This window comes from Mesorhizobium sp. LCM 4576 (assembly GCF_001854815.1).
In the GTDB taxonomy this organism is placed as follows: domain Bacteria; phylum Pseudomonadota; class Alphaproteobacteria; order Rhizobiales; family Rhizobiaceae; genus Mesorhizobium; species Mesorhizobium plurifarium.
Genome location: NZ_MDDT01000016.1, coordinates 96,266 through 115,666, shown reverse-complemented (window position 1 = coordinate 115,666; position 19,401 = coordinate 96,266). Strand labels below are relative to the sequence as shown.

Here is a 19,401-nt window from a genome sequence, read left to right as displayed (position 1 = left end):
GCCTTCGATGAAGTCAGCATGCAATCCGTGCCCGTTGTGGCGGGTACAAAACGGGAGCTTTCAAAGTATGTTGATGAGGGTAACGCTGGGCGACGATGGGCGAACGATCGAGCTTGGCTGGCAGGACGGAGCGGTGAGCCGCTTCCACGCCATGTGGCTGCGAGACAATGCGCTGGACGACAAGACGCGCAGCGCCGGCAACGGCCAGCGGCTGATCACCATTCTCGATATTCCGGCGGAAACGCGGATCGGTGCGGCCTCCATCAGGGGCGAAACGCTGGAGGTCACATTCGTTCCCGAAGGCAAGGCCGTCAACTTTCCCGCAAGCTGGCTCCGCGCTCATGCCTATGATCGCAAGGAGGATCACGAGCCCGGCTGGACGGGAGGCGACGTACAGCGCTGGACGAAAGCCACGATGCAGAATTCCGTGCCGCGCGCTGCCTATGGGGATGCCAGCCGCGACGGCAACGTGCTGCGGCAATGGCTGGCAGCGGTGCGCCGCTTCGGCTTTGCCGTCATGGACGGCCTGCCMACGGAATCCGGCGCGCTGTGCAAGGTGGCCGACCTCTTCGGCTACGTCCGGGAGACCAATTACGGGCGCTGGTTCGAGGTGCGCGCCGAGGTCAATCCGAACAACCTCGCCTATACCAATCTCGGCCTGCAGGCGCATACCGACAATCCCTATCGCGACCCGGTGCCGACGCTGCAGATCTTGTCCTGCATCGAGAACACAGTGGAAGGCGGCGAATCCAGCGTCGTCGACGGGTTCGCGGTGGCGGCGGCACTTCAGGCGGAAAACCCGGACGGCTTCCGGCTGCTCTCTTCCTATCCGGCGCGTTTCGAGTATGCCGGCTCGTCGGGCGTGCGGCTCCAGTCCAAGCGGCCGATGATCGAACTCGGACCCGATGGCGAGCTCATCTGCATCCGCTTCRACAACCGCTCGCTGGCGCCGGCCGTCGACGTGCCGTTCGCCGAGATGGACAAATACTATGCGGCCTACCGCCGGTTCGCTGAGCTGATCGAGGATCCGGCTTTCGAGGTCACCTTCAAGCTCGAAGCGGGACAATCCTTCATCGTCGACAACACCCGCGTCATGCATGCGCGCAAGGCGTTTTCGGGCAGCGGCAAGCGATGGCTGCAGGGCTGCTACGCCGACAAGGACGGCCTGCTGTCGACGCTTGCCGCGATCGAGCATGGTTTCAAGGAGGCGGCGGAATGAAACCGAACGACCTGAATGCCGGCAACATCGTCGAATTCATCGCCGATATCTTCGAGCGCCGCGGGGCGGAATCCTATCTCGGCGAGCCTGTCACGATGTCGGAGCATATGCTGCAGGGCGCGTGGTTGGCCGAGCAGGATGGCGCGCCGGAGGAACTGGTGGCAGCGGCGCTGCTGCACRACATCGGCCACTACACCAGCGAGTTCGGCACCTATTCGCCTGACGACGTCGAGGACAAGCATCATGACGAGGCGGGCGGCGAGGTGCTGGYGCCTTTCTTTCCGCCGGTCATCGTCGAATGCGTAAGGCTGCATGTCTCGRCCAAGCGCTATCTGTGCGCCACCGATCCAAGCTATTTCGGCAAGCTGTCGCCGGCCTCGATGCATACGCTGTCGTTGCAGGGCGGGCCGATGAGCGCGGCGGAAGTGRCCGAGTTCCGCAGCAATCCGTTCCACGACGAAGCGGTGCGCGTGCGCATCTGGGACGAGGGCGGCAAGGTCGCCAATATGAAGACGCGAGCCTTCCGCGATTACGTGCCGTTGCTCGAGCGGGTGGTGAAGAAGTTCGCGGCTGAAAAGGCGGCATAGACGCGGAAGCCCGGCTGACCGGGCTTCCGCCTTCCGCGAGAGCGCTGTGCGTCAGCTCTTGTGATAGACCTCCTGCAGCCCATAGACCGGCGTCGGCAAGCCGACCTGCCTGGCTTTGAGCTGCAGTGACAGATACTGCGAGTAGTGCCGCGACTGGTGCAGGTTGCCGCCATGGAACCACAGCGCTTCCTGTTGCGTCGGCTTCCACATGTTGCGCTGCTCGCCTTCCCATGGGCCGGGATCCTTGGTGGTGGCGGAGCCGAGGCCCCAGACCTTGCCGACCTTGTCCGCCACCTCCTGCGAGATGAGATCGGCGGCCCAGCCGTTCATCGAGCCGTAGCCGGTGGCATAGATCACGAGGTCGGCCGGCAGTTCGGTGCCGTCGACGAATTTGACACCGGTCTCGGTCAATTCCTGCACCGCGGCGCCCGGTCCGCTCTTCAGCTTGATCGAGCCGTCGATGACGAGGTCGCAGGCGCCGACATCGATGTAATAGCCGGAGCCGCGGCGCAGGTATTTCATGAACAGACCCGAGCCGTCGTCACCCCAGTCGAGCAGGAAGCCTGCCTTTTCCAAGTCGGCGTAGAATTTTGCGTCGCGCTCCTWCATCTGCTCGTAGAGCGGGATCTGGAACTCGTGCAGGATGCGGTAGGGGAGCGAAGCGAAGATCATGTCGGCCTTGCGCGTTGTCATGCCGTTCTCCACCGCCTGCTCGGAGTAGAGTGCGCCAAGCCCGATATCCATCAGCGTGTCCGACTTGACGATATGGGTCGACGAGCGCTGCACCATGGTCACGTCCGCGCCGCCTTCCCAAAGTGCTGCGCAGATATCGTGCGCCGAGTTGTTCGAGCCGATGACCACCACCTTCTTGCCCCGGTATTTGTCCGGGCCGGGATGGGTCGAGGAGTGCTGCTGCTCGCCCTTGAAGATGTCCTGGCCCTTGTATTTCGGCCAGTTCGCCTTGCCGGACATACCGGTCGCCAGCACCAGCTGCTTGGGCTTCAGCACCATTTCCTTGCCGTCGCGCTCGACGACCACGGTCCATTCCTTCGTCTTCTCGTCGTATTTGGCGGATTTGGCGGTGGTGGAGGACCAATAGTTCAGCTCCATCACCTTGGTGTACATCTCCAGCCAGTCGCCGATCTTGTCCTTCGGCGCGAAGACCGGCCAGTTCTTGGGGAAGTCGATATAGGGAAGGTGATCGTACCAGACCGGGTCGTGCAGGCAGAGCGACTTGTAGCGCTTGCGCCAGGAGTCGCCCGGACGCTCGTTCTTCTCGACGATGACGGCCGGCACGCCGAGCTGTTTCAGCCTTGCGCCGAGAGCAATTCCGCCCTGGCCGCCGCCGATGATGACGACATAGGGCTGCTTGGTGTGGCCGAGCTCGGCGATCTCGTCGTCGCGCTCCTCGCGCCACGTCTTGCGGTCCTTGCCGTGTCCGTGCTTGGCGCCGAGGGGGCGGGTGAAGCCCGCTTTCTCTTCATAGCCTTTCAGCTCCGCCATCGTGGTCAGCAGCGTCCAGATCAGGTCGCCCTTGAACCGCACGAGGCCAAAGCCGCGCGCCACGCTCGTCTCGAAGGTGATCCAGGCGGTGATGACGCCGCCGTCCTCGCTCGCTTCCTCGCCCTTGGCCACCGACCAGCCGGTCGGCTTGGTGCTGGCCAGCGTCGCCCGCAGCATGTCGCGAACCTGGTCCTGGCCTTCCATCGTCTTCAGGTTCCAGGTGAAGGTGACGAGGTCGCGCCAGTAGCAGTCGGCCTGGAAGCAGTTGACGGCGCTGTCGATGCCGCCGGCTTCCAGCGCCTTGCCGAACTTGTCGAGCAGTGCCTGCGCCTTGGTGGTGGGTGTTCTCTCGAGCATTTGTTCTCCTCCACTTGCTAGAGTGCGCCATGAGCAGCAAGCGGCGTGCCAACCGTGGCGCTCATTATGGATTGCAATGGAATCAACCTGTTAGGACGCTCTTCCGTCGTCTTGCCTGTTGCGTTTCTGTTGCACGCGCTACGGCGCGCCACAGTCCTGCAGTATCAATTCGGTGCTTCCAGCCGCAGGCGCTTCATGCGGCGATGCACCGTGGTGCGGTCGACGCCGAGACGCCGGGCGGCTTCGGAAATGTTCCAGCCGGTTGCCGCCAGCACGGCCAACAGGGCGCCGCGCTCTTCCTCGAGCGAGGGCGCGCGCAGCGCGACCAGGCTGGCGGACGGGRCCGGCGGCGCCGCGCGGGAGGCGCCGAAATCGGGAAGGTCGGAAGGCTGGATCGTCTCGTCCTCGCAAAGCGCCACCGCCAGATCCACGGCGTTGACGAGCTCGCGGATGTTGCCGGGCCAGTCGTGGCGGATCAGCGCCAGCCGCGCCGCCGCCGACAGTTTTGCCGGCCGCCCGGCAAGACGTGCGCGCTCGCCGACCAGCCGTTCCAGCAGCCATTCGAAATCCGTGCGCTCGCGCAGTGGCGGCAAGGTCAGCGGGGCGGCGTTCAGCCTATAGAACAGGTCCTCGCGGAAACGGCCCTCGGCAACCAGCTGGCGCAGGTCATGATGCGAGGCGGAGATGACCTTGATGTCGACGGGCCGAGGCGCGATGCCGCCGACCGGGACCAGTTCGCGCTCGGCGATCACTCGCAAAAGCCGCGATTGCAGCGCGTAGGGCATATCGCCGATCTCGTCGAGGAACAGCGTGCCGCCGTCGGCGCTCTCGATCAGACCCTTGCGCCCTCTGGCCGTGGCGCCGGTAAAGGCGCCAGCGGCATGCCCGAACAGCTCGCTCTCGATCAGATGTTCCGGGATAGCCGCGCAGTTGATGGCCACGAACGGGCCGGCGCGCCCGGAACTGTCATGGATCGCCCGGGCGAGAACCTCTTTGCCGGAGCCGGTCTCGCCATGGATCAGGATCGGGATCGCGGTGCGCGCCAGCTTGGCTGCCCGCATTTGCACCGCCGTCATAACCGGGTCGCCGCCCGAAAGCTCGGCGATCGGTCCCGGCAGCACCTCCACAGGGGCGCGGCGTCCACTCGTCGGCTGCGGTTCGATGGCATGCGCGAACAGCGCGCTGCCGTTGCGGCCGAACACCAGCCGCTCCTCGGTCGGGCGGCCGCGCGTCAAATTCGGCAAGTCGTCGATATCCATGTCGAGGTAACGCGAGATCGGCTGGCCGATCGGCGAGGACGAGAGCCTCCAGTCGATGCCACCGGCTTGCGCCAAAAGCAGCGCCGCGCCGCGCGTCGTGCCGAGGATCCGGCCCGACGCGTCGAGCGCGATGGCCGCTTCCGGATCGACGTCGAGGAATTCGGGCGAACGTGAGAAGCGCAGCACCCATTCCGAATGCATCTGCGCCATCAAATTGGCGAGCTCGATGYGCCGGGCGGATGCCGTCACAAGGTGAAGGGCAAGGTTCTGGCTGACCTTCGGCTGCGGCGAGCGCAGCAGCGATATGTCGAGCACGGCGGTCAATTCGCCCTTGGTGTCGAAGATCGGCGCAGCGGTGCAGGAAAGCGGCGTGTGGGTGGTGTCGAAATGGTCGGTCTGGTGAATGGTCATCGCCTCGCCGGTGACGATGCAGGAGCCGACGCCGCAGGTTCCGGTGCGGCTCTCCGACCATTCGGAGCCGAGATAGAGCCCGGCCTTGCGCAACTGATCCATGAACAGCGGGTCGCCGAGAAAGTCGACGGTGACGCCCTTGGCATCGGCCAGCAGCAAGACGTAGTTCTGGCCCGCCACCTGCTTGAACAATGTCTCGAGGCCGCTGCGGGCAATGGCGATCAGCCTTTCGGACTGCTCGCGGTGCTCGCGCAACTGCGTGTCGGGAACGATGTAGGCTTCCGTCGGACGTGCCGGGTCGAGCCGATGCGTGTCGATGCAGCGCAGCCAGGATTGGACCACGATATCGTCGCGGGCCGATCGCGCGCCGGACAGCACCTGTTCGATTTCGCGGATATGCTCCCGCTCGCYAGCCATGCGTCCTCCTCGCACGTCCTTTGCCAACGCATAGTGGTGCGTCGGAGAGGYACGCTCAACTGTACTATGGTAGCTGTATCAAAGGAACGCGCCGGCGCCATTCTCACAGGCGGGTGAATTCGTACCGGACCCCATTGACGAGCCCGCGTTTTCGCCCTTATTGTCCGCGCCCATGAAAACGGCACTCATTCTCGTAGGCTGGCGCGTGGGCAAGGCGGTGTAACCGCCGGGCGAAATCCTCCCATGCGCATCCCACAGGCTCCCTCGGGGGCCTTTTTTATTGCCTCCAATCGAACTAAACGACCAGCAATCGCCAGACGGCGAAACAGTACGGGACCAGACCGATGAGCAACGGACAGAACGAGCGGCGCGAGATGACGGGCGCCGAAATGGTGGTGCAGGCGCTGAAGGACAATGGCGTCAAGCACATCTTCGGCTACCCGGGCGGCGCGGTTCTCCCGATTTACGATGAAATTTTTCAACAAGACGAGGTCGAGCACATCCTGGTCCGGCACGAGCAGGGCGCCGGCCATGCGGCGGAAGGCTATGCGCGCTCGACCGGCAAGGCCGGYGTGCTTCTGGTGACGTCCGGCCCCGGCGCCACCAACGCGGTGACGCCGCTGCAGGATGCGCTGATGGATTCCATTCCGCTGGTCTGCCTCACCGGCCAGGTGCCGACGTCGCTGATCGGCTCCGACGCCTTCCAGGAATGCGACACGGTCGGCATCACGCGGCCCTGCACCAAGCACAACTGGCTGGTGAAGGACGTCAACGAGCTCGCCGCCACCATCCATGAAGCGTTCCATGTCGCGACGACCGGGCGGCCCGGTCCCGTTGTGGTCGACATCCCGAAGGACGTGCAGTTCGCCAAGGGCATCTATGTGCCGCCGCAGACGGCGCCGCGCACCAGCTACCAGCCGAAGGTCCAGGGCGACCTGGAAAAGGTGAAGGCGGCGGTCGAGCTGATGGCCGGCGYCAAGAAACCGATCATCTATTCGGGCGGCGGCGTCATCAATTCGGGACCGGAAGCCAGCCATCTGCTGCGCGAGCTGGTCGACCTCACCGGCTTCCCGATCACCTCGACGCTGATGGGGCTCGGCGCCTATCCGGCATCCGGCAAGAACTGGGTCGGCATGCTCGGCATGCACGGCACCTACGAAGCCAATATGGCGATGCACGATTGCGACGTGATGGTCTGCATCGGCGCGCGCTTCGACGACCGCATCACCGGCCGGCTCAATGCGTTCTCGCCGAATTCGAAGAAGATCCACATCGACATCGACCCGTCCTCGATCAACAAGAACGTCCACACCGATGTGCCGATCATCGGCGATGTCGGCCGCGTGCTGGAGGATCTGGTGCGGCTGTGGCGGGCGACCRCCAAGACCGACAAGAAGGCGCTCTATCCGTGGTGGGAGCAGATCGCGAAATGGCGGGCGCGCGATTCGCTCGCCTACAAGATGAACAACGACGTGATCATGCCGCAATACGCGATCCAGCGGCTCTACGCGCTGACCAAGGACATGGACACCTACATCACCACCGAGGTTGGCCAGCACCAGATGTGGGCGGCGCAGCACTATCATTTCGACAAGCCGAACCGCTGGATGACCTCGGGCGGCCTGGGCACGATGGGCTACGGCCTGCCGGCGGCGCTCGGCGTGCAGATCGCGCATCCGGATGCGCTGGTCGTCGACATCGCCGGCGACGCTTCGGTGCAGATGACCATGCAGGAGATGAGCTCGGCGGTGCAGTATGAGGCGCCGATCAAGATCTTCATCCTCAACAACCAGTATATGGGCATGGTGCGCCAGTGGCAGCAGCTGCTGCATGGCAACCGGTTGTCGCATTCCTACACCGAGGCGATGCCGGACTTCGTCAAGCTGGCGGAAGCCTATGGCGGCCACGGCATCCGTTGCGACAAGCCGGATGAGCTCGACGACGCGATCCGGGAGATGATCTCGGTGAAGAAGCCGGTTCTGTTCGACTRCCGCGTGGCGACCTTGGCCAACTGCTTCCCGATGATCCCGTCGGGCAAGGCGCATAACGAGATGCTCCTGCCGGACGAGGCGACCGACGAAGCGGTGGCCAACGCCATCGACGCCAAGGGCAGGGAATTGGTGTAGGCGGCCACAAAGGCGGGGCTGTCGCGAGAAAGCCGTGCGCAAACAGAGAATTAGCTCAAAAGTCTGAAATCGAGATTCATCTTATGAACGCACAACACCTCCAACCGACCGGCTCCGCCTATTTCATCGCCAAGGAAACCGAGAAGCCGGAAACGCACACGCTTTCGGTGCTGGTCGACAACGAGCCGGGCGTGCTTGCCCGCGTCATCGGCCTTTTTTCCGGTCGCGGCTACAACATCGAGAGCCTTACCGTCTCCGAGACCGAGCATGAGAAGCATCTCTCGCGCATCACCATCGTGACGCGCGGCACGCCGCATGTGATGGAGCAGATCAAGAACCAGCTCGAACGCATCGTGCCGGTGCACCGGGTGGTCGACCTGTCCGTCCGTTCGCACGAGCTTGGCCAGGACCGGCCGCTGGAACGCGAGCTCGCGCTGGTCAAGGTCGCCGGCACCGGCGATGCCCGGGTCGAGGCGCTCCGCCTTGCGGACGCTTTCCGCGCCTCGGTCATCGACGCCAACACCGAGCATTTCATCTTCGAGATCACCGGCAAGGGCTCCAAGCTCGACCAGTTCATTGCCATCATGAAGCCGCTTGGCCTGGTCGAGATYTGCCGTACCGGCGTCGCCGCGATGAACCGCGGCCCGCAGGGAATGTGACAAGGACGACCAGCGCTCACACCGTTTCAACCTTGTCTCTGGTCCGGCAGTCCTCCGCCGGTGGCTTTTGCGCATCTGCTAAAAAAAGGACAGTAAGGCTGACATATCCGGGAGGATGACATGTCGCTCGACGCATTCCTTGCGCTGCTGGTCTACGCCTTCGTGACGTCGATCACGCCGGGGCCGAACAACCTCATGCTGCTCGCTTCGGGCGTCAATTTCGGTATCGCCAGGACGGTCCCGCACATGCTGGGCGTCAGCATCGGCTTTCTGATCCTGCTGCTGGCCGTCRGCTTCGGGCTCGGCGCGGTGCTGACAGCGCTGCCTGCGCTGCATACGGCGCTGAAGATCGCAGGCGCCGTCTATCTGCTTTATCTCGCCTGGAAGATCGCCATGTCKCGCTCGATGAGCGACGGAAAAGGCGCGGAGGGGCGGCCGATGCGCTTCATCGACGCTGCTGCCTTCCAGTGGGTCAACCCCAAGGCATGGGTGATGGCGATCACCGCGATGGCCGTCTACACCAATGCCGATCACCCGTTCGTCTCGGTGGCGCTGATCTCGATCGCCTTCACCGTCGTCAACCTACCCAGCGTTTCGGTATGGGCCGGTTTCGGCACGGCGCTGCGCGGCTTCCTGTCGAATCCGGCGCGGCTGAAATGGTTCAACATGGCCATGGGTCTGTTACTGGCGGCGACCCTGTGGCCGATGCTTCGCTAGTAAAGATGTCTTGATACTCAGGTGATGCCGGCGCACGGCTTTGCGTCTCGCCACTATTGGGCACGCTCGGCTCCCCTCTCGGAAAGGGCACTTTCGGTCTATTTTCGATCGGATGATGGCGCCTCATCCTGCTCGTTTGCCGACTGCCCAACATTTGTGCACTGCACATTAAATCTTCGTAATCCCGCGTTTTGGCCCTTTTCCGCCCGGGCCTTGTCCTATCTATTCGGCGAAAATCGCGGCAGACGGCCGTGAAACGAGCTAGGATAGACCACCGGGATCGGCGTGTCGGGTAGAGGACTCATTTGTCGATGCGCGGAAAAATCGCCTTTGCAATTGTCGCGGTCGCCTGCCTGGCGGGCGGCGGGCTCTATTTTTCGCCCACGACGTTGGTCAAGCTGCAGCAGCTGATTTCGGGCAAGCAGGCTAGCGTGGCCACCGCGGACAAGACGGCGAGCGGCGATAAAGCGGCCGGCGCCCCTGACAATGCGAAAGGCGACAATGCGAAAGGCGGCGGTCCGCGTTCGGCCTCGATCGTCGCCGCAGCCGCGACGACCGCTGATTTCCCGATACGCCGCTATGCCATCGGCTTCGTCTCTTCCCCGGAGGTGGTGAACATCAATGCCCGTGTTTCCAGCCAGATCGTGTCGATTGCGGTCAAGGACGGGCAGATGGTCAAGGCCGGTGATCTGCTCATTTCGCTCGATGACCGCGCGCTGAAGGCGCAGCTCRCCAAGGACCAGGCGCAGCTCGCCAAGGACCAGGCGATGCTGGTGAGCGCCCAGGCCGACCTGCAGCGCGCCAAGGACCTCGTCGCCAAGCAGGCCGGCACGCAGCAGACCTACGATCAGGCGCTGGCGGCGCAGAAGGCCGCGGCCGCCACCATCGACGCCGACAAGGCGACCATCGATGCCGACACCGTGCAGTTGAGCTACGCGACCATCTCGGCGCCGATCTCGGGCCGGCYTGGCGCCGTCAACGTCTCGGTCGGCGATCTGGTCACCACCAGCAACGGCAACTCAGGCAGCTCGACGCCGCTGGTCACCATCACGCAGATGGACCCGCTGCAGGTGAACTTCACGCTGCCCGAGAGCAATCTTGCTCTGCTGCACAAGGAACTGGCGAATCCGACGCAAGGCGACGTGACGCTGACCAAGGACGGCGATCCCACGGCGATCGGCAAGGGCACGCTCGATTTCGTCGATTCCAGCGTCGACACGGCCTCCGGCACCATCGCGACGCGGGCGARCATACCGAATCCGGATCTTTCGCTGTGGCCCGGGMAATATGTGAACGTGGTGCTCGAGGCCGGCACGATGCCACAGATGACCTCGGTTCCGACGGTCGCGGTGCAGCCCAGCCAGAAGGGACCATTCGTTTATGTGGTCAAGCCGGACAACACCGTCGAGATGCGGCCGGTGCAGGTGGCGCTGACGGTGGGCCAGAACAGCGCCATCAGCGATGGTCTCAAGAGCGGCGAGAAGGTCGTCGTCGAAGGCCAGACACGGTTGAAGAACGGCGCGGCGGTRCATGAAGGCAAAGCCGCGGCCGGATCCGGCGATCAGGCAWCGCCCAAAGTCGCGGAGGCCGACAAGGCCGGCGGGGCGAGCCAATGATCTCCGAATTCTGCATACGCAAGCCTGTCGCCACCCTTCTGATGTCGTTCGCCCTCATTCTGGGCGGCATTTTTGCCTACAAGTTCCTGCCGGTGGCGGCGCTGCCCAGCGCCGAATTTCCGGTGGTCAATGTTTCTGCCAGCCTGCCCGGCGCCTCGCCGGAGACGATGGCGACATCAGTGGCGACGCCGCTGATCAAGCAATTCGCGACCATCGCGGGCATCGATTCGATCTCGACCACCAATTCGCTCGGCCAGACCTCGATCGCCATCCAGTTCGTGCTCAACCGCGACATCGACGCGGCGGCCGCGGATGTCCAGGCGGCGATCGCGCGCACGCAAAAATCGCTGCCGCCGGAAATGACGGCGCCGCCGAGCTATCGAAAGGTCAATCCGGCCGACGCGCCGATCCTCCTGATGTCGCTGGTCAGCGACACGGTCCCGCTGACCGATCTGGACGCCTTTGCCGAAAACGTCATCTCGCCGTCGCTGTCGACCATCGATRGCGTCGCGCAGGTCTCGATCTTCGGCCAGCAGAAATATGCCGTGCGCATCCAGATCGATCCGACCGCGCTCGCCGCGCGCGGCATCTCGATCGATCAGCTGCAGGCCGCGATCACCTCGGCCAACAGCAACACGCCGCTCGGCGTCCTGCAGAACAACAAGCAGCAGCTGACCATCACCGCCAACACGCAGCTCGACAATGCCGCCGGCTTCTCCAACCTGATCATCGCCACCAAGAATGGTCACCCGGTGCGGTTGGGCGAGGTGACCCGCGTCGTCGACTCGGTCGAGACCACGACGACGGCAAGCTGGTATGACGGCACGCGCGCCATCATCCTGGCGGTCCAGCGCCAGCCCGACGCCAACACCGTCGAGGTGGTCGACAAGGTCAAGGCGATGCTGCCGTCCTTCCAGGACCAGATGCCGGCGGCAGCCTCGATCAAGCTGCTTAACGACCGGTCGACTTCGATCCGGCAAGYCGTCGGCGACGTCCAGTTCACGCTGCTCCTGACGATTGCCCTGGTGGTGATGGTGATCTTCGTGTTCCTGCGCCGGGTGACGGCAACCATCATTCCGGCCGTGGCGGTGCCGATCTCGTTGATCGCCACGCTTGGCGCGATGTTCCTGTTCGGCTTCTCGATCGACAACATCTCGCTGATGGGATTGACCTTGGCCGTCGGCCTTGTCGTCGACGACGCCATCGTCATGCTGGAAAACATCTTCCGCCACATGGAAGAGGATGGGCTGTCGGCCTTCGACGCGGCGCTGAAAGGCGCGCGTGAAATCGGCTTCACCATCATCTCGATCTCGATCTCGCTGGTGGCCGTGTTCATTCCGGTGCTTCTGATGGGCGGCGTCATCGGCCGTATCTTCAACGAATTCGCCGTCGTGGTGACCGTCGCCATCCTGGCCTCGATGTTCGTGTCGCTGACGCTGACGCCGATGCTCTGCTCGCGTCTGTTGTCGGTGACCAAGGCCGATCGCGAAAAGCATGCGCCCGGTCACAAGCCGGACCTCATCACGCGCGGCTACGACCGGATCCTGGGCTTCTGCCTGCGAAACACTTTCCTGGTGTTCCTCGTCTTCGTCGCCACCGCGGCTGCGTCGGTGTGGCTGATCCAGGTTTCGCCGAAGGGCTTCTTTCCGCAGGAGGATATCAGCCAGATCTCGGTGACCACGCTTGCGCGCCAGGACATCTCCTTCGACGCCATGGTCAAGCTGCAGGGCAAGGTCGCCGACGTGTTCTCGCATTCTCCCTATGTGACGCATGTCGCCTGGTCGGTGGGCGGCGGTCAAAGCGCGCTCAATCAAGGCCGGCTTTACGTCCAGTTGAAGGACAAGAGCCAACGCCCCGACATCGAGAAGGTGCAGTCCGATCTGAGGAAGCAACTTTCCAACGTGGCCGGCATCGAAACCTATATGCAGCCGGTGYAGAACCTGCGCCTCGGCTCGCGGTCGTCCGCCAGCGCCTATCAGCTCGTGGTGCAGGGTCTGGATACCRGCCAGACCGACATCTGGGCGCAGAAGCTGAACGACGCGATGGTCGCGGACCACACGATGTTCACCGATGTCACCAGCGACCTGCAGAACAACGCATTGYAGGCGTCGCTGGTGATCGACCGCGACAAGGCCGCCCAGCTTGGCATCGATACCGACACGCTGCGTTCGGCTCTCTATGGCGGCTTCGGCACCGACCAGGTTTCGACGATCTTCGGTTCGGCCGACAGCTATGAGGTTATCACCGAGCTCGACCCCAAGATCGAATGGTCGCCGGAGCGGATGYTGGCCATCCAGATGCGGACGGCGAGCGGCAACCTGGTGCCCCTCGGCGCCTTCGCGCATGTCGATCGTACGGCCGGCGCGCTGACGGTCAATCAGCTCGGCCAGCTTCCGGCGGTGACGATCTCCTACAATCTGCCGCAGGGCGTCTCGCTCGGCGACACGGTGACCCGCATCGACCAACTCAAAGAACAGATCGGCATGCCGAAGGAGATCTCGACAAGCTTTGCCGGCACGGCCAAGACCTTCCAGGATTCGCTGGCCAACCAGGGTTTTCTGATCGGCGGCGCGATCCTGACGATCTATATCGTGCTCGGCATGCTCTATGAGAGCTTCATCCACCCGCTCACCATCCTCACCGGCCTGCCGTCGGCGGTGCTTGGCGCGGTGGTGGCGCTGCGCTTCGCCGGCATGGACCTTTCGGTGATCGCGGTGATCGGCATCCTGATGCTGATCGGCATCGTCAAGAAGAACGGCATCATGATGGTCGACGTCGCGCTGGAGCTCAGGCGACAAGGCATGTCGGCGAAGGACTCCATCCACAAAGCCTGCCTGATGCGTTTCCGGCCGATCATGATGACGACGCTTGCCGCGCTGATGGGGACGTTCCCGATCGCGCTCGGCACCGGCGCCAGCGCCGAATTGCGCCAGCCGCTCGGCGTTGCCGTGGTCGGCGGCCTGCTCGCCTCGCAGGCGCTGACGCTGTTCGTCACGCCGGTGATCTACGTCTATTTCGAGAATTTCTCGGGCTGGCTGCTCAGCTTCTCATCGAGACGGAACCAGCCGGCGCTGCATGTGGTGGAAGGCGGCGAGCAAGCCTCGCTGTTTGACGGCGAGGCAGAGCCGAAGAAGGTGGCGGCCGAGTAGGAGCATGATCCCGAAAAGTTGCAGACTTTTCGGACAAGATCATGCCTCAGAAAACAAACCTGGAGCGAAGCCTCAGTTTCGCTCCAGTTCCGACTGGCCCAAGCCGTGGCGCTTGCGGCGCCATGCCGGCGATCGTAACCTTGGGCCATGTCCCATGATCATGACCACGACAACGAGCTTGATCCGTTCGCGGCGCGCGTGCGCGCGCTGGAGACGATCCTGACCCAAAAGGGCCTGATCGATCCGGCGGCGATCGACATCATCGTCGATACCTATGAGACCAAGATCGGCCCGCGCAATGGCGCGCGGGTGGTGGCGAAGGCCTGGAGCGATCCGGCCTATGCCGAATGGCTCAAGCGCGACGCGACGGCGGYGATCGAGTCGCTCTCCTATACAGGGCGCCAGGGCGAGCACATGCAGGCCGTGTTCAACACCGAGGAGACGCATAACCTCGTCGTCTGCACGCTCTGCTCCTGCTATCCTTGGTCGGTGCTCGGCCTGCCGCCGGTCTGGTACAAGGCGCCGCCTTACCGCTCGCGGGCGGTGATCGATCCGCGCGGCGTGCTCGAGGAGTTTGGGCTGACGCTGCCGGCGGAGAAGAAGATTCGCGTCTGGGATTCGACCGCCGAGCTCCGCTACCTCGTGGTGCCGATGCGGCCGAAAGGCACGCAGGGTTGGAGCGAGGAGCAGCTCGCAGGGCTGGTCAGCCGCGACGCGATGATCGGCACCGCGCTTGCCAAAGAGCCGGAAGGGGAACCGGCATGAACGGGCCGCAGGATCTCGGCGGACAGATGGGTTTCGGGCCTGTCGCGCCCGAGAAGGACGAGCCTTATTTCCACGCTGCATGGGAAAAGCGGGCGCTGGGCGTGACGCTCACCGCCGGCGGCATGGGCGCCTGGAACATCGACGAGAGCCGGCATGCGCGGGAATCGCTGCATCCCGCCGATTATTATTCATCGAGCTACTACCAGATCTGGATCAAGGCGCTGGAAACGCTGCTGAAGCGCCACGGCTTCGTCACCGAGCGCGACCTTGCCGCCGGTAAGGCGGTCGACGCGGCCGCGACACCGAAACGGGTGCTGAAGGCGGCGGATGTGCCGGCGGTGCTCGCCAAGGGCGGTCCGTGCGACCGGCCGGTCGCCACGCCGGCGCGGTTCCAAGCGGGCGACCGGGTGCGCACGAAGAATTTCAACCCGACCGGCCATACGCGCCTGCCGCGCTACGCGCGCGACAAGACCGGGAGGATCGAGGCCGTGCGYGGCGGCTTCGTCTTCCCCGACAGCAACGCGCATGGCAAGGGTGAGAACCCGCAATGGGTCTATACGGTGGTGTTCGACGGGGCCGAAATCTGGGGCGAGGGCGCCGATCCGACGCTCAGCGTCTCGATCGATGCCTGGGAGAGCTATCTTGAGCCGGCATGAGGCCAAGTTGCCGGCGGGTTTCGACGAGCCGGTCTTCGCCGAGCCGTGGCAGGCCGAAGCCTTTGCGCTGACTGTCGCGCTGCATGGCAAAGGCCTGTTCTCGTGGAGCGAATGGGCGGAGGCCTTATCGGCCGAGGTGAAACAGCCGGGCGCCGCGAGCGACGGGCACGACTATTACGAGCACTGGCTGGCGGCGCTGGAGAAGCTTTTGTCGCGCAAAGGGGTCGCCGGCAAGACTGAGGTCGATGAGCTTACCGCCGCCTGGGAACGCGCCGCGCACGCCACGCCGCACGGCAAGCCGATCCTGCTGGAGAATGATCCGAGGCTCTGATCGCAGGCTATGTGCCGCCAGACCCAAAAAGGTCAATTTATATTTCCGTTACCGCAGTTCGGATTTCGTATAAGCCCTTGGTTGCAGATATTGGAGCTGCCTGCGACCATGTAATCATGATGAAAATATCCGGCGCGCCATGGCCTTTGCTGCAACTCGCGATCGAGCCGAAGTCCAGGGCCGACGAGAAGAAGTTTCGTGCGGCCTTGGCAAAGCTGGCAGAGGAACGTTCTGACTTCGAGGTAAAACGGGACAAGGAATCGGGCCAGACCATCATCGCCGCGATGAATGAGCTTGACCTAGACATCATCTTCTATCGCTTGACCCGCGAGTTCAACGTTGCGGTCAATGTGGGCGCACCGCAAGTGGCCTATCGCGAGACGATCACCCACGCGCGCGAACAGGACTACACGCATAAAAGGCTATTGGCCGGCCAGGGACAGTTCGCTCGCGTCAAGGTCCTGTTCGAGCCGAACGGGCACAATCCGGATTTCATGTTCGTGTCGAGGGTTCCCGACGGCGCTTTCCCTGGTGATTATGCCGCCGCGGTCGAAAAAGGGGTGCGCAGCATCCTGGTCGCGGGACCCTTCGCCRGCTTCCCGATGATCGGCGTCAAGGCTGCTTTGGTTGATGGGGCTTTTCACGGGACCGACTCTTCGGCTTTGGCCTTCGAGATCGCCGGCCGCGCCTGCTTCAAGGAAGYCGCGCCCAGCCTCGGCGTGCAATTGCTCGAGCCGATCATGAAGGTCGAGGTGGTGACGCCGGAAATCTATGTCATCAGCATTATCGGCGACCTGCATGGCCGCCGCGGTCTGGTCAAGAGTCGGATAAGCCGCGGCGATGCCATCGTTGTCAACGCGACGGTCCCACTTGCCACCATGTTCAAGTATGTCAACAACCTTGACTCGCTAAGCCAGGGCCGCGCGACCTACACGATGCAGTTCGACCACTACGCRCCCGTTCCGAGGGCTGACCGCGATCCACCGCCGCCTCCGGCAGTCGCCGCCTACGGCTGATTTGATACCCGCTGGGCTGAGTTCTGTTCAAGGCACCCAGCGGCTTTGTTCTCTTTACGTTCCGGTTTGCGRCTGATAGCCTGAGGTGTCGGAGGCTTTGCTGCCGACAACGGTCGGCATTGCGGCCAATCTTGTCTTTCGCTTGCGAATCCGGTCTGTCGCACTGATGGAATTTTCTCCCCAACAGGATGAGGCTCTGAAAGCGGTTGGGCRCTGGCTCAAGGAGGGCCGGCCGCAGGTCTTTCGGCTGTTCGGCTATGCCGGCACCGGCAAGACGACGCTGGCGCGCTATTTCGCCGAGCAYGTCGACGGGCAGGTGCAGTTCGCCGCCTTCACCGGCAAGGCGGCGCAGGTGCTGCGCTCGAAGGGGGCGACCAATGCCCGCACCATCCATTCGCTGATCTACAGGCCGAAGGGGGAGGAATCGGTCGAGGACGAGGTGACCGGCAAGACCTCGATGTCGCCGACCTTTTCGCTCAACCGGCAAAGTCCGATCGCGCGCGCCAAGCTCGTCGTCATCGACGAATGCTCGATGGTCGACGAGCAGCTCGGCCGCGACCTGCAGAGCTTCGGCACGCCGATCCTGGTGCTTGGCGATCCGGCCCAGCTTCCGCCGATCTCGGGCGGCGGCTTCTTCACCGAGCACGAGCCGGACGTGCTGTTGACCGAAATCCACCGCCAGGCGCGCGACAATCCGATCATCCGGCTCGCGCTCGACGTCCGCGAGGGGCGCGAATTCATGCATGGCGACTATGGCACGGCGCAGGTGATCGGCAGGGAAGCAGTCAACCAGGATCTGGTGCTCAAGGCCGACCAGGTGCTGGTCGGCACCAACCGCACGCGCCGCCGCTACAATCAAAGGCTGCGCGAGCTGAAGGGGTTCAATGCCGATTTCCCGCAAGCCGGCGATAAGCTGGTCTGCCTGCGCAACGACCCGGCCAAGGGGCTGCTCAACGGCTCGCTGTGGAAGGTGATGACCTCGTCGCGCGAGACGGTGAAGCCCGGCATCAWCCTTCTGGTCTCGCCGGAAGAGGACGATCCCGATCGCGGCGTCGCCAAGATCAAGCTGCTCAAGGCGGCCTTCGAGGATCCGGACGCCGAGATCCCCTGGCAGCAGAAGAAGCGCTTCGACGATTTCGACTATGGCTACGCGCTGACCGTGCACAAGGCGCAGGGTTCGCAGTGGAACGACGTCGTGCTGTTCGACGAGAGCTGGGCCTTCAAGGAAACAAGGCAGCGCTGGCTTTATACGGCGATCACCCGCGCCGCCGAGCGGCTGACAGTGGTGCGCTGAGGTTTTTGGCCATCAGGTCGGCCTTGCGCCAAGCCACTGCCAGGCGGCTTCCTCATCGTCGACATYGAAGCGTCTGACTTCGAAAGGCAGCGTTTTGGGGAAGAGGCCGGTGACGAGGGAGGCCCAGCCCGGCTCGCCGATGACGGCGCAACGCACGACATGTTCCATCGCGTCTGCCACGCCCTGCCGAAGCGTGTCCTGCTTGATATTGGCCCAGTCGACGCTTTCCTCSTCGGTCAGCCTGATCAGCACGTCGATCCTCGGATGCAGTGCGTAAGCGGCTTCCAGCAGGCCGAACAGGTTTTCCGCGTCGGCCGGCGAGACATCGCCGACGACGTCGATGGCAAAAAGCGCGTCGCGGTTGGTCTCGATGCGGCGGATCGCCGGCACGGCTTCGAGGAAATTCACTGGCAAATCCTCACCTTAGCCTCCAACTATCCCCTGGAACACGCGAAACCCCCTATCTGTTCCCGTCAAAGGCGGTATAGATGCCCGCCGATCCACTGGACGCCAGCCCATGCCCGCCAAGCTTTCGGTCAACCTCAACGCCGTCGCCATGCTGCGCAACCGTCGCGACCTGCCATGGCCAAGCGTCACCGGGCTTGGCCGCATAGCGCTTGCCGCCGGCGCGCATGGGCTGACGGTGCATCCCAGGCCCGACGAGCGGCACACCAGGCATTCCGACCTGCCGGAGATCAGGGCGCTGATCGACGACGAGTTTCCGGGCGCGGAGTTCAACATCGAGGGCTATCCGACCGAGGATTTCCTGGCGCTGGTCGAAAAGCACCAGCCCGATCAGGTGACGCTGGTGCCGGACGATCCGGCACAGGCAACCTCGGACCATGGCTGGAACTTCGTCGCCCAGGCGGCGTTCCTCATTCCGATCGTCAAGCGGCTGAAGAAGGGCGGCTTCCGCGTGTCGCTGTTTTCCGATGCGGATCCGGACGGGGTCAACGCGGCGCGCGATACTGGTGCCGACCGCATCGAGCTCTATACCGGGCCATATGGAGGTTTCCATTCCGATTCCGCAAAGGCGGCGAAAGAACTGGAAAGACTAGGAAAAACCGCCGACGCTGCATTCAAGGCCGAGCTCGGCGTCAATGCCGGCCACGATCTGACGGTGAAGAACCTGCCGGCACTGGCCAAACGCATCCCGGCATTGGCCGAAGTATCGATTGGACATGGGTTGACAGCGGATGCGCTGGAGTATGGCATGGCCGGGACTGTCGGGCGGTTCTTGAAGGCCTGCGGATGGTAGGGGACTTTGAGTAGTTTCGGCAATCTTGGGGCGTCCCGCGTGTCGCGGCGACCGTGGAGCG

The 19,401-nt window shown here is 63.7% G+C and carries 15 protein-coding genes and 1 pseudogene; 13 read left to right on the top strand and 3 right to left on the bottom strand.

Translation table 11 applies throughout. The features are described 5' to 3' along the window. Positions 1-67: 67 nt before the first annotated feature. Together LCM4576_RS08280 and LCM4576_RS08275 are read left to right on the top strand one after the other, a co-directional pair. The gene (locus LCM4576_RS08280) at positions 68-1,219 is read left to right on the top strand and encodes a gamma-butyrobetaine dioxygenase (RefSeq protein ID WP_071031647.1); all 1,152 of its coding nucleotides are present in this window, start codon (positions 68-70) and stop codon (positions 1,217-1,219) included. Then, a complete protein-coding gene (locus tag LCM4576_RS08275) occupies positions 1,216-1,806 on the top strand; it encodes an HD domain-containing protein (RefSeq protein WP_071031646.1) in 591 nt (196 codons plus the stop codon). The genes LCM4576_RS08280 and LCM4576_RS08275 overlap by 4 nt, the downstream gene beginning before the upstream one ends. A 51-nt stretch (positions 1,807-1,857) precedes the next feature. Here the strand turns inward: LCM4576_RS08275 and LCM4576_RS08270 are convergent, their stop codons facing one another. Both LCM4576_RS08270 and LCM4576_RS08265 read right to left on the bottom strand, forming a co-directional pair. Further along, the gene (locus LCM4576_RS08270; protein ID WP_071031645.1) at positions 1,858-3,666 is read right to left on the bottom strand and encodes an NAD(P)/FAD-dependent oxidoreductase; all 1,809 of its coding nucleotides are present in this window, start codon (positions 3,664-3,666) and stop codon (positions 1,858-1,860) included. 164 nt (positions 3,667-3,830) lie between these two features. Continuing rightward, positions 3,831-5,753: a sigma-54-dependent Fis family transcriptional regulator gene (locus tag LCM4576_RS08265; protein WP_071031644.1), complete on the bottom strand. Its 1,923-nt coding sequence runs from the start codon at positions 5,751-5,753 to the stop codon at positions 3,831-3,833. Between the two features lie 344 nt (positions 5,754-6,097). Between LCM4576_RS08265 and LCM4576_RS08260 the strand changes: the two genes are divergently transcribed. The 10 genes and pseudogenes from LCM4576_RS08260 to LCM4576_RS08215 all read left to right on the top strand — a co-directional run bounded on the left by LCM4576_RS08260 (position 6,098) and on the right by LCM4576_RS08215 (position 18,082). Further along, a complete protein-coding gene (locus LCM4576_RS08260; RefSeq protein WP_083361348.1) occupies positions 6,098-7,879 on the top strand; it encodes an acetolactate synthase 3 large subunit in 1,782 nt (593 codons plus the stop codon). An 83-nt stretch (positions 7,880-7,962) separates the two neighbouring features. Further along, positions 7,963-8,538 carry an acetolactate synthase small subunit gene (ilvN, locus tag LCM4576_RS08255; RefSeq protein WP_040982128.1) on the top strand — a complete coding sequence of 192 codons (576 nt, stop codon included), beginning with the start codon at positions 7,963-7,965 and terminating at the stop codon, positions 8,536-8,538. Positions 8,539-8,658: 120 nt separating this feature from the next. Beyond that, on the top strand, positions 8,659-9,255 hold the full coding sequence (locus LCM4576_RS08250; RefSeq protein ID WP_071031643.1) for a LysE family translocator: 597 nt from the start codon (positions 8,659-8,661) through the stop codon (positions 9,253-9,255). Between the two features lie 311 nt (positions 9,256-9,566). After that, a complete protein-coding gene (locus LCM4576_RS08245) occupies positions 9,567-10,871 on the top strand; it encodes an efflux RND transporter periplasmic adaptor subunit (RefSeq protein WP_071031642.1) in 1,305 nt (434 codons plus the stop codon). Next, complete coding sequence (locus LCM4576_RS08240; RefSeq protein WP_071031641.1) at positions 10,868-14,020, top strand: efflux RND transporter permease subunit; 3,153 nt, start codon at positions 10,868-10,870, stop codon at positions 14,018-14,020. Before LCM4576_RS08245 ends, LCM4576_RS08240 begins: the two co-directional genes overlap by 4 nt. A gap of 147 nt (positions 14,021-14,167) precedes the next feature. After that, the gene (gene nthA, locus LCM4576_RS08235) at positions 14,168-14,785 is read left to right on the top strand and encodes a nitrile hydratase subunit alpha (protein ID WP_071031639.1); all 618 of its coding nucleotides are present in this window, start codon (positions 14,168-14,170) and stop codon (positions 14,783-14,785) included. Next, on the top strand, positions 14,782-15,441 hold the full coding sequence (nthB, locus tag LCM4576_RS08230) for a nitrile hydratase subunit beta (protein WP_071031637.1): 660 nt from the start codon (positions 14,782-14,784) through the stop codon (positions 15,439-15,441). Before nthA ends, nthB begins: the two co-directional genes overlap by 4 nt. After that, positions 15,428-15,772 (top strand): nitrile hydratase accessory protein, encoded by a 345-nt coding sequence (locus LCM4576_RS08225; protein WP_071031635.1) that lies wholly within the window; start codon positions 15,428-15,430, stop codon positions 15,770-15,772. Before nthB ends, LCM4576_RS08225 begins: the two co-directional genes overlap by 14 nt. Positions 15,773-15,909: 137 nt before the next feature. Beyond that, positions 15,910-16,788 (top strand): annotated as a pseudogene (gene fusA, locus LCM4576_RS08220) (elongation factor G); the annotation flags it as partial. A 166-nt stretch (positions 16,789-16,954) separates the two neighbouring features. Next, positions 16,955-18,082, top strand: a complete 1,128-nt coding sequence (locus LCM4576_RS08215; RefSeq protein ID WP_071031736.1) for an ATP-dependent RecD-like DNA helicase — start codon at positions 16,955-16,957, stop codon at positions 18,080-18,082. A 12-nt stretch (positions 18,083-18,094) separates the two neighbouring features. Here the strand turns inward: LCM4576_RS08215 and LCM4576_RS08210 are convergent, their stop codons facing one another. Then, entirely contained in the window at positions 18,095-18,490 is a 396-nt protein-coding gene (locus LCM4576_RS08210) for an STAS/SEC14 domain-containing protein (RefSeq protein ID WP_071031631.1), read from the bottom strand. Between the two features lie 109 nt (positions 18,491-18,599). Between LCM4576_RS08210 and LCM4576_RS08205 the strand changes: the two genes are divergently transcribed. Continuing rightward, entirely contained in the window at positions 18,600-19,340 is a 741-nt protein-coding gene (locus LCM4576_RS08205) for a pyridoxine 5'-phosphate synthase (RefSeq protein ID WP_071031629.1), read from the top strand. Positions 19,341-19,401 lie beyond the last annotated feature (61 nt).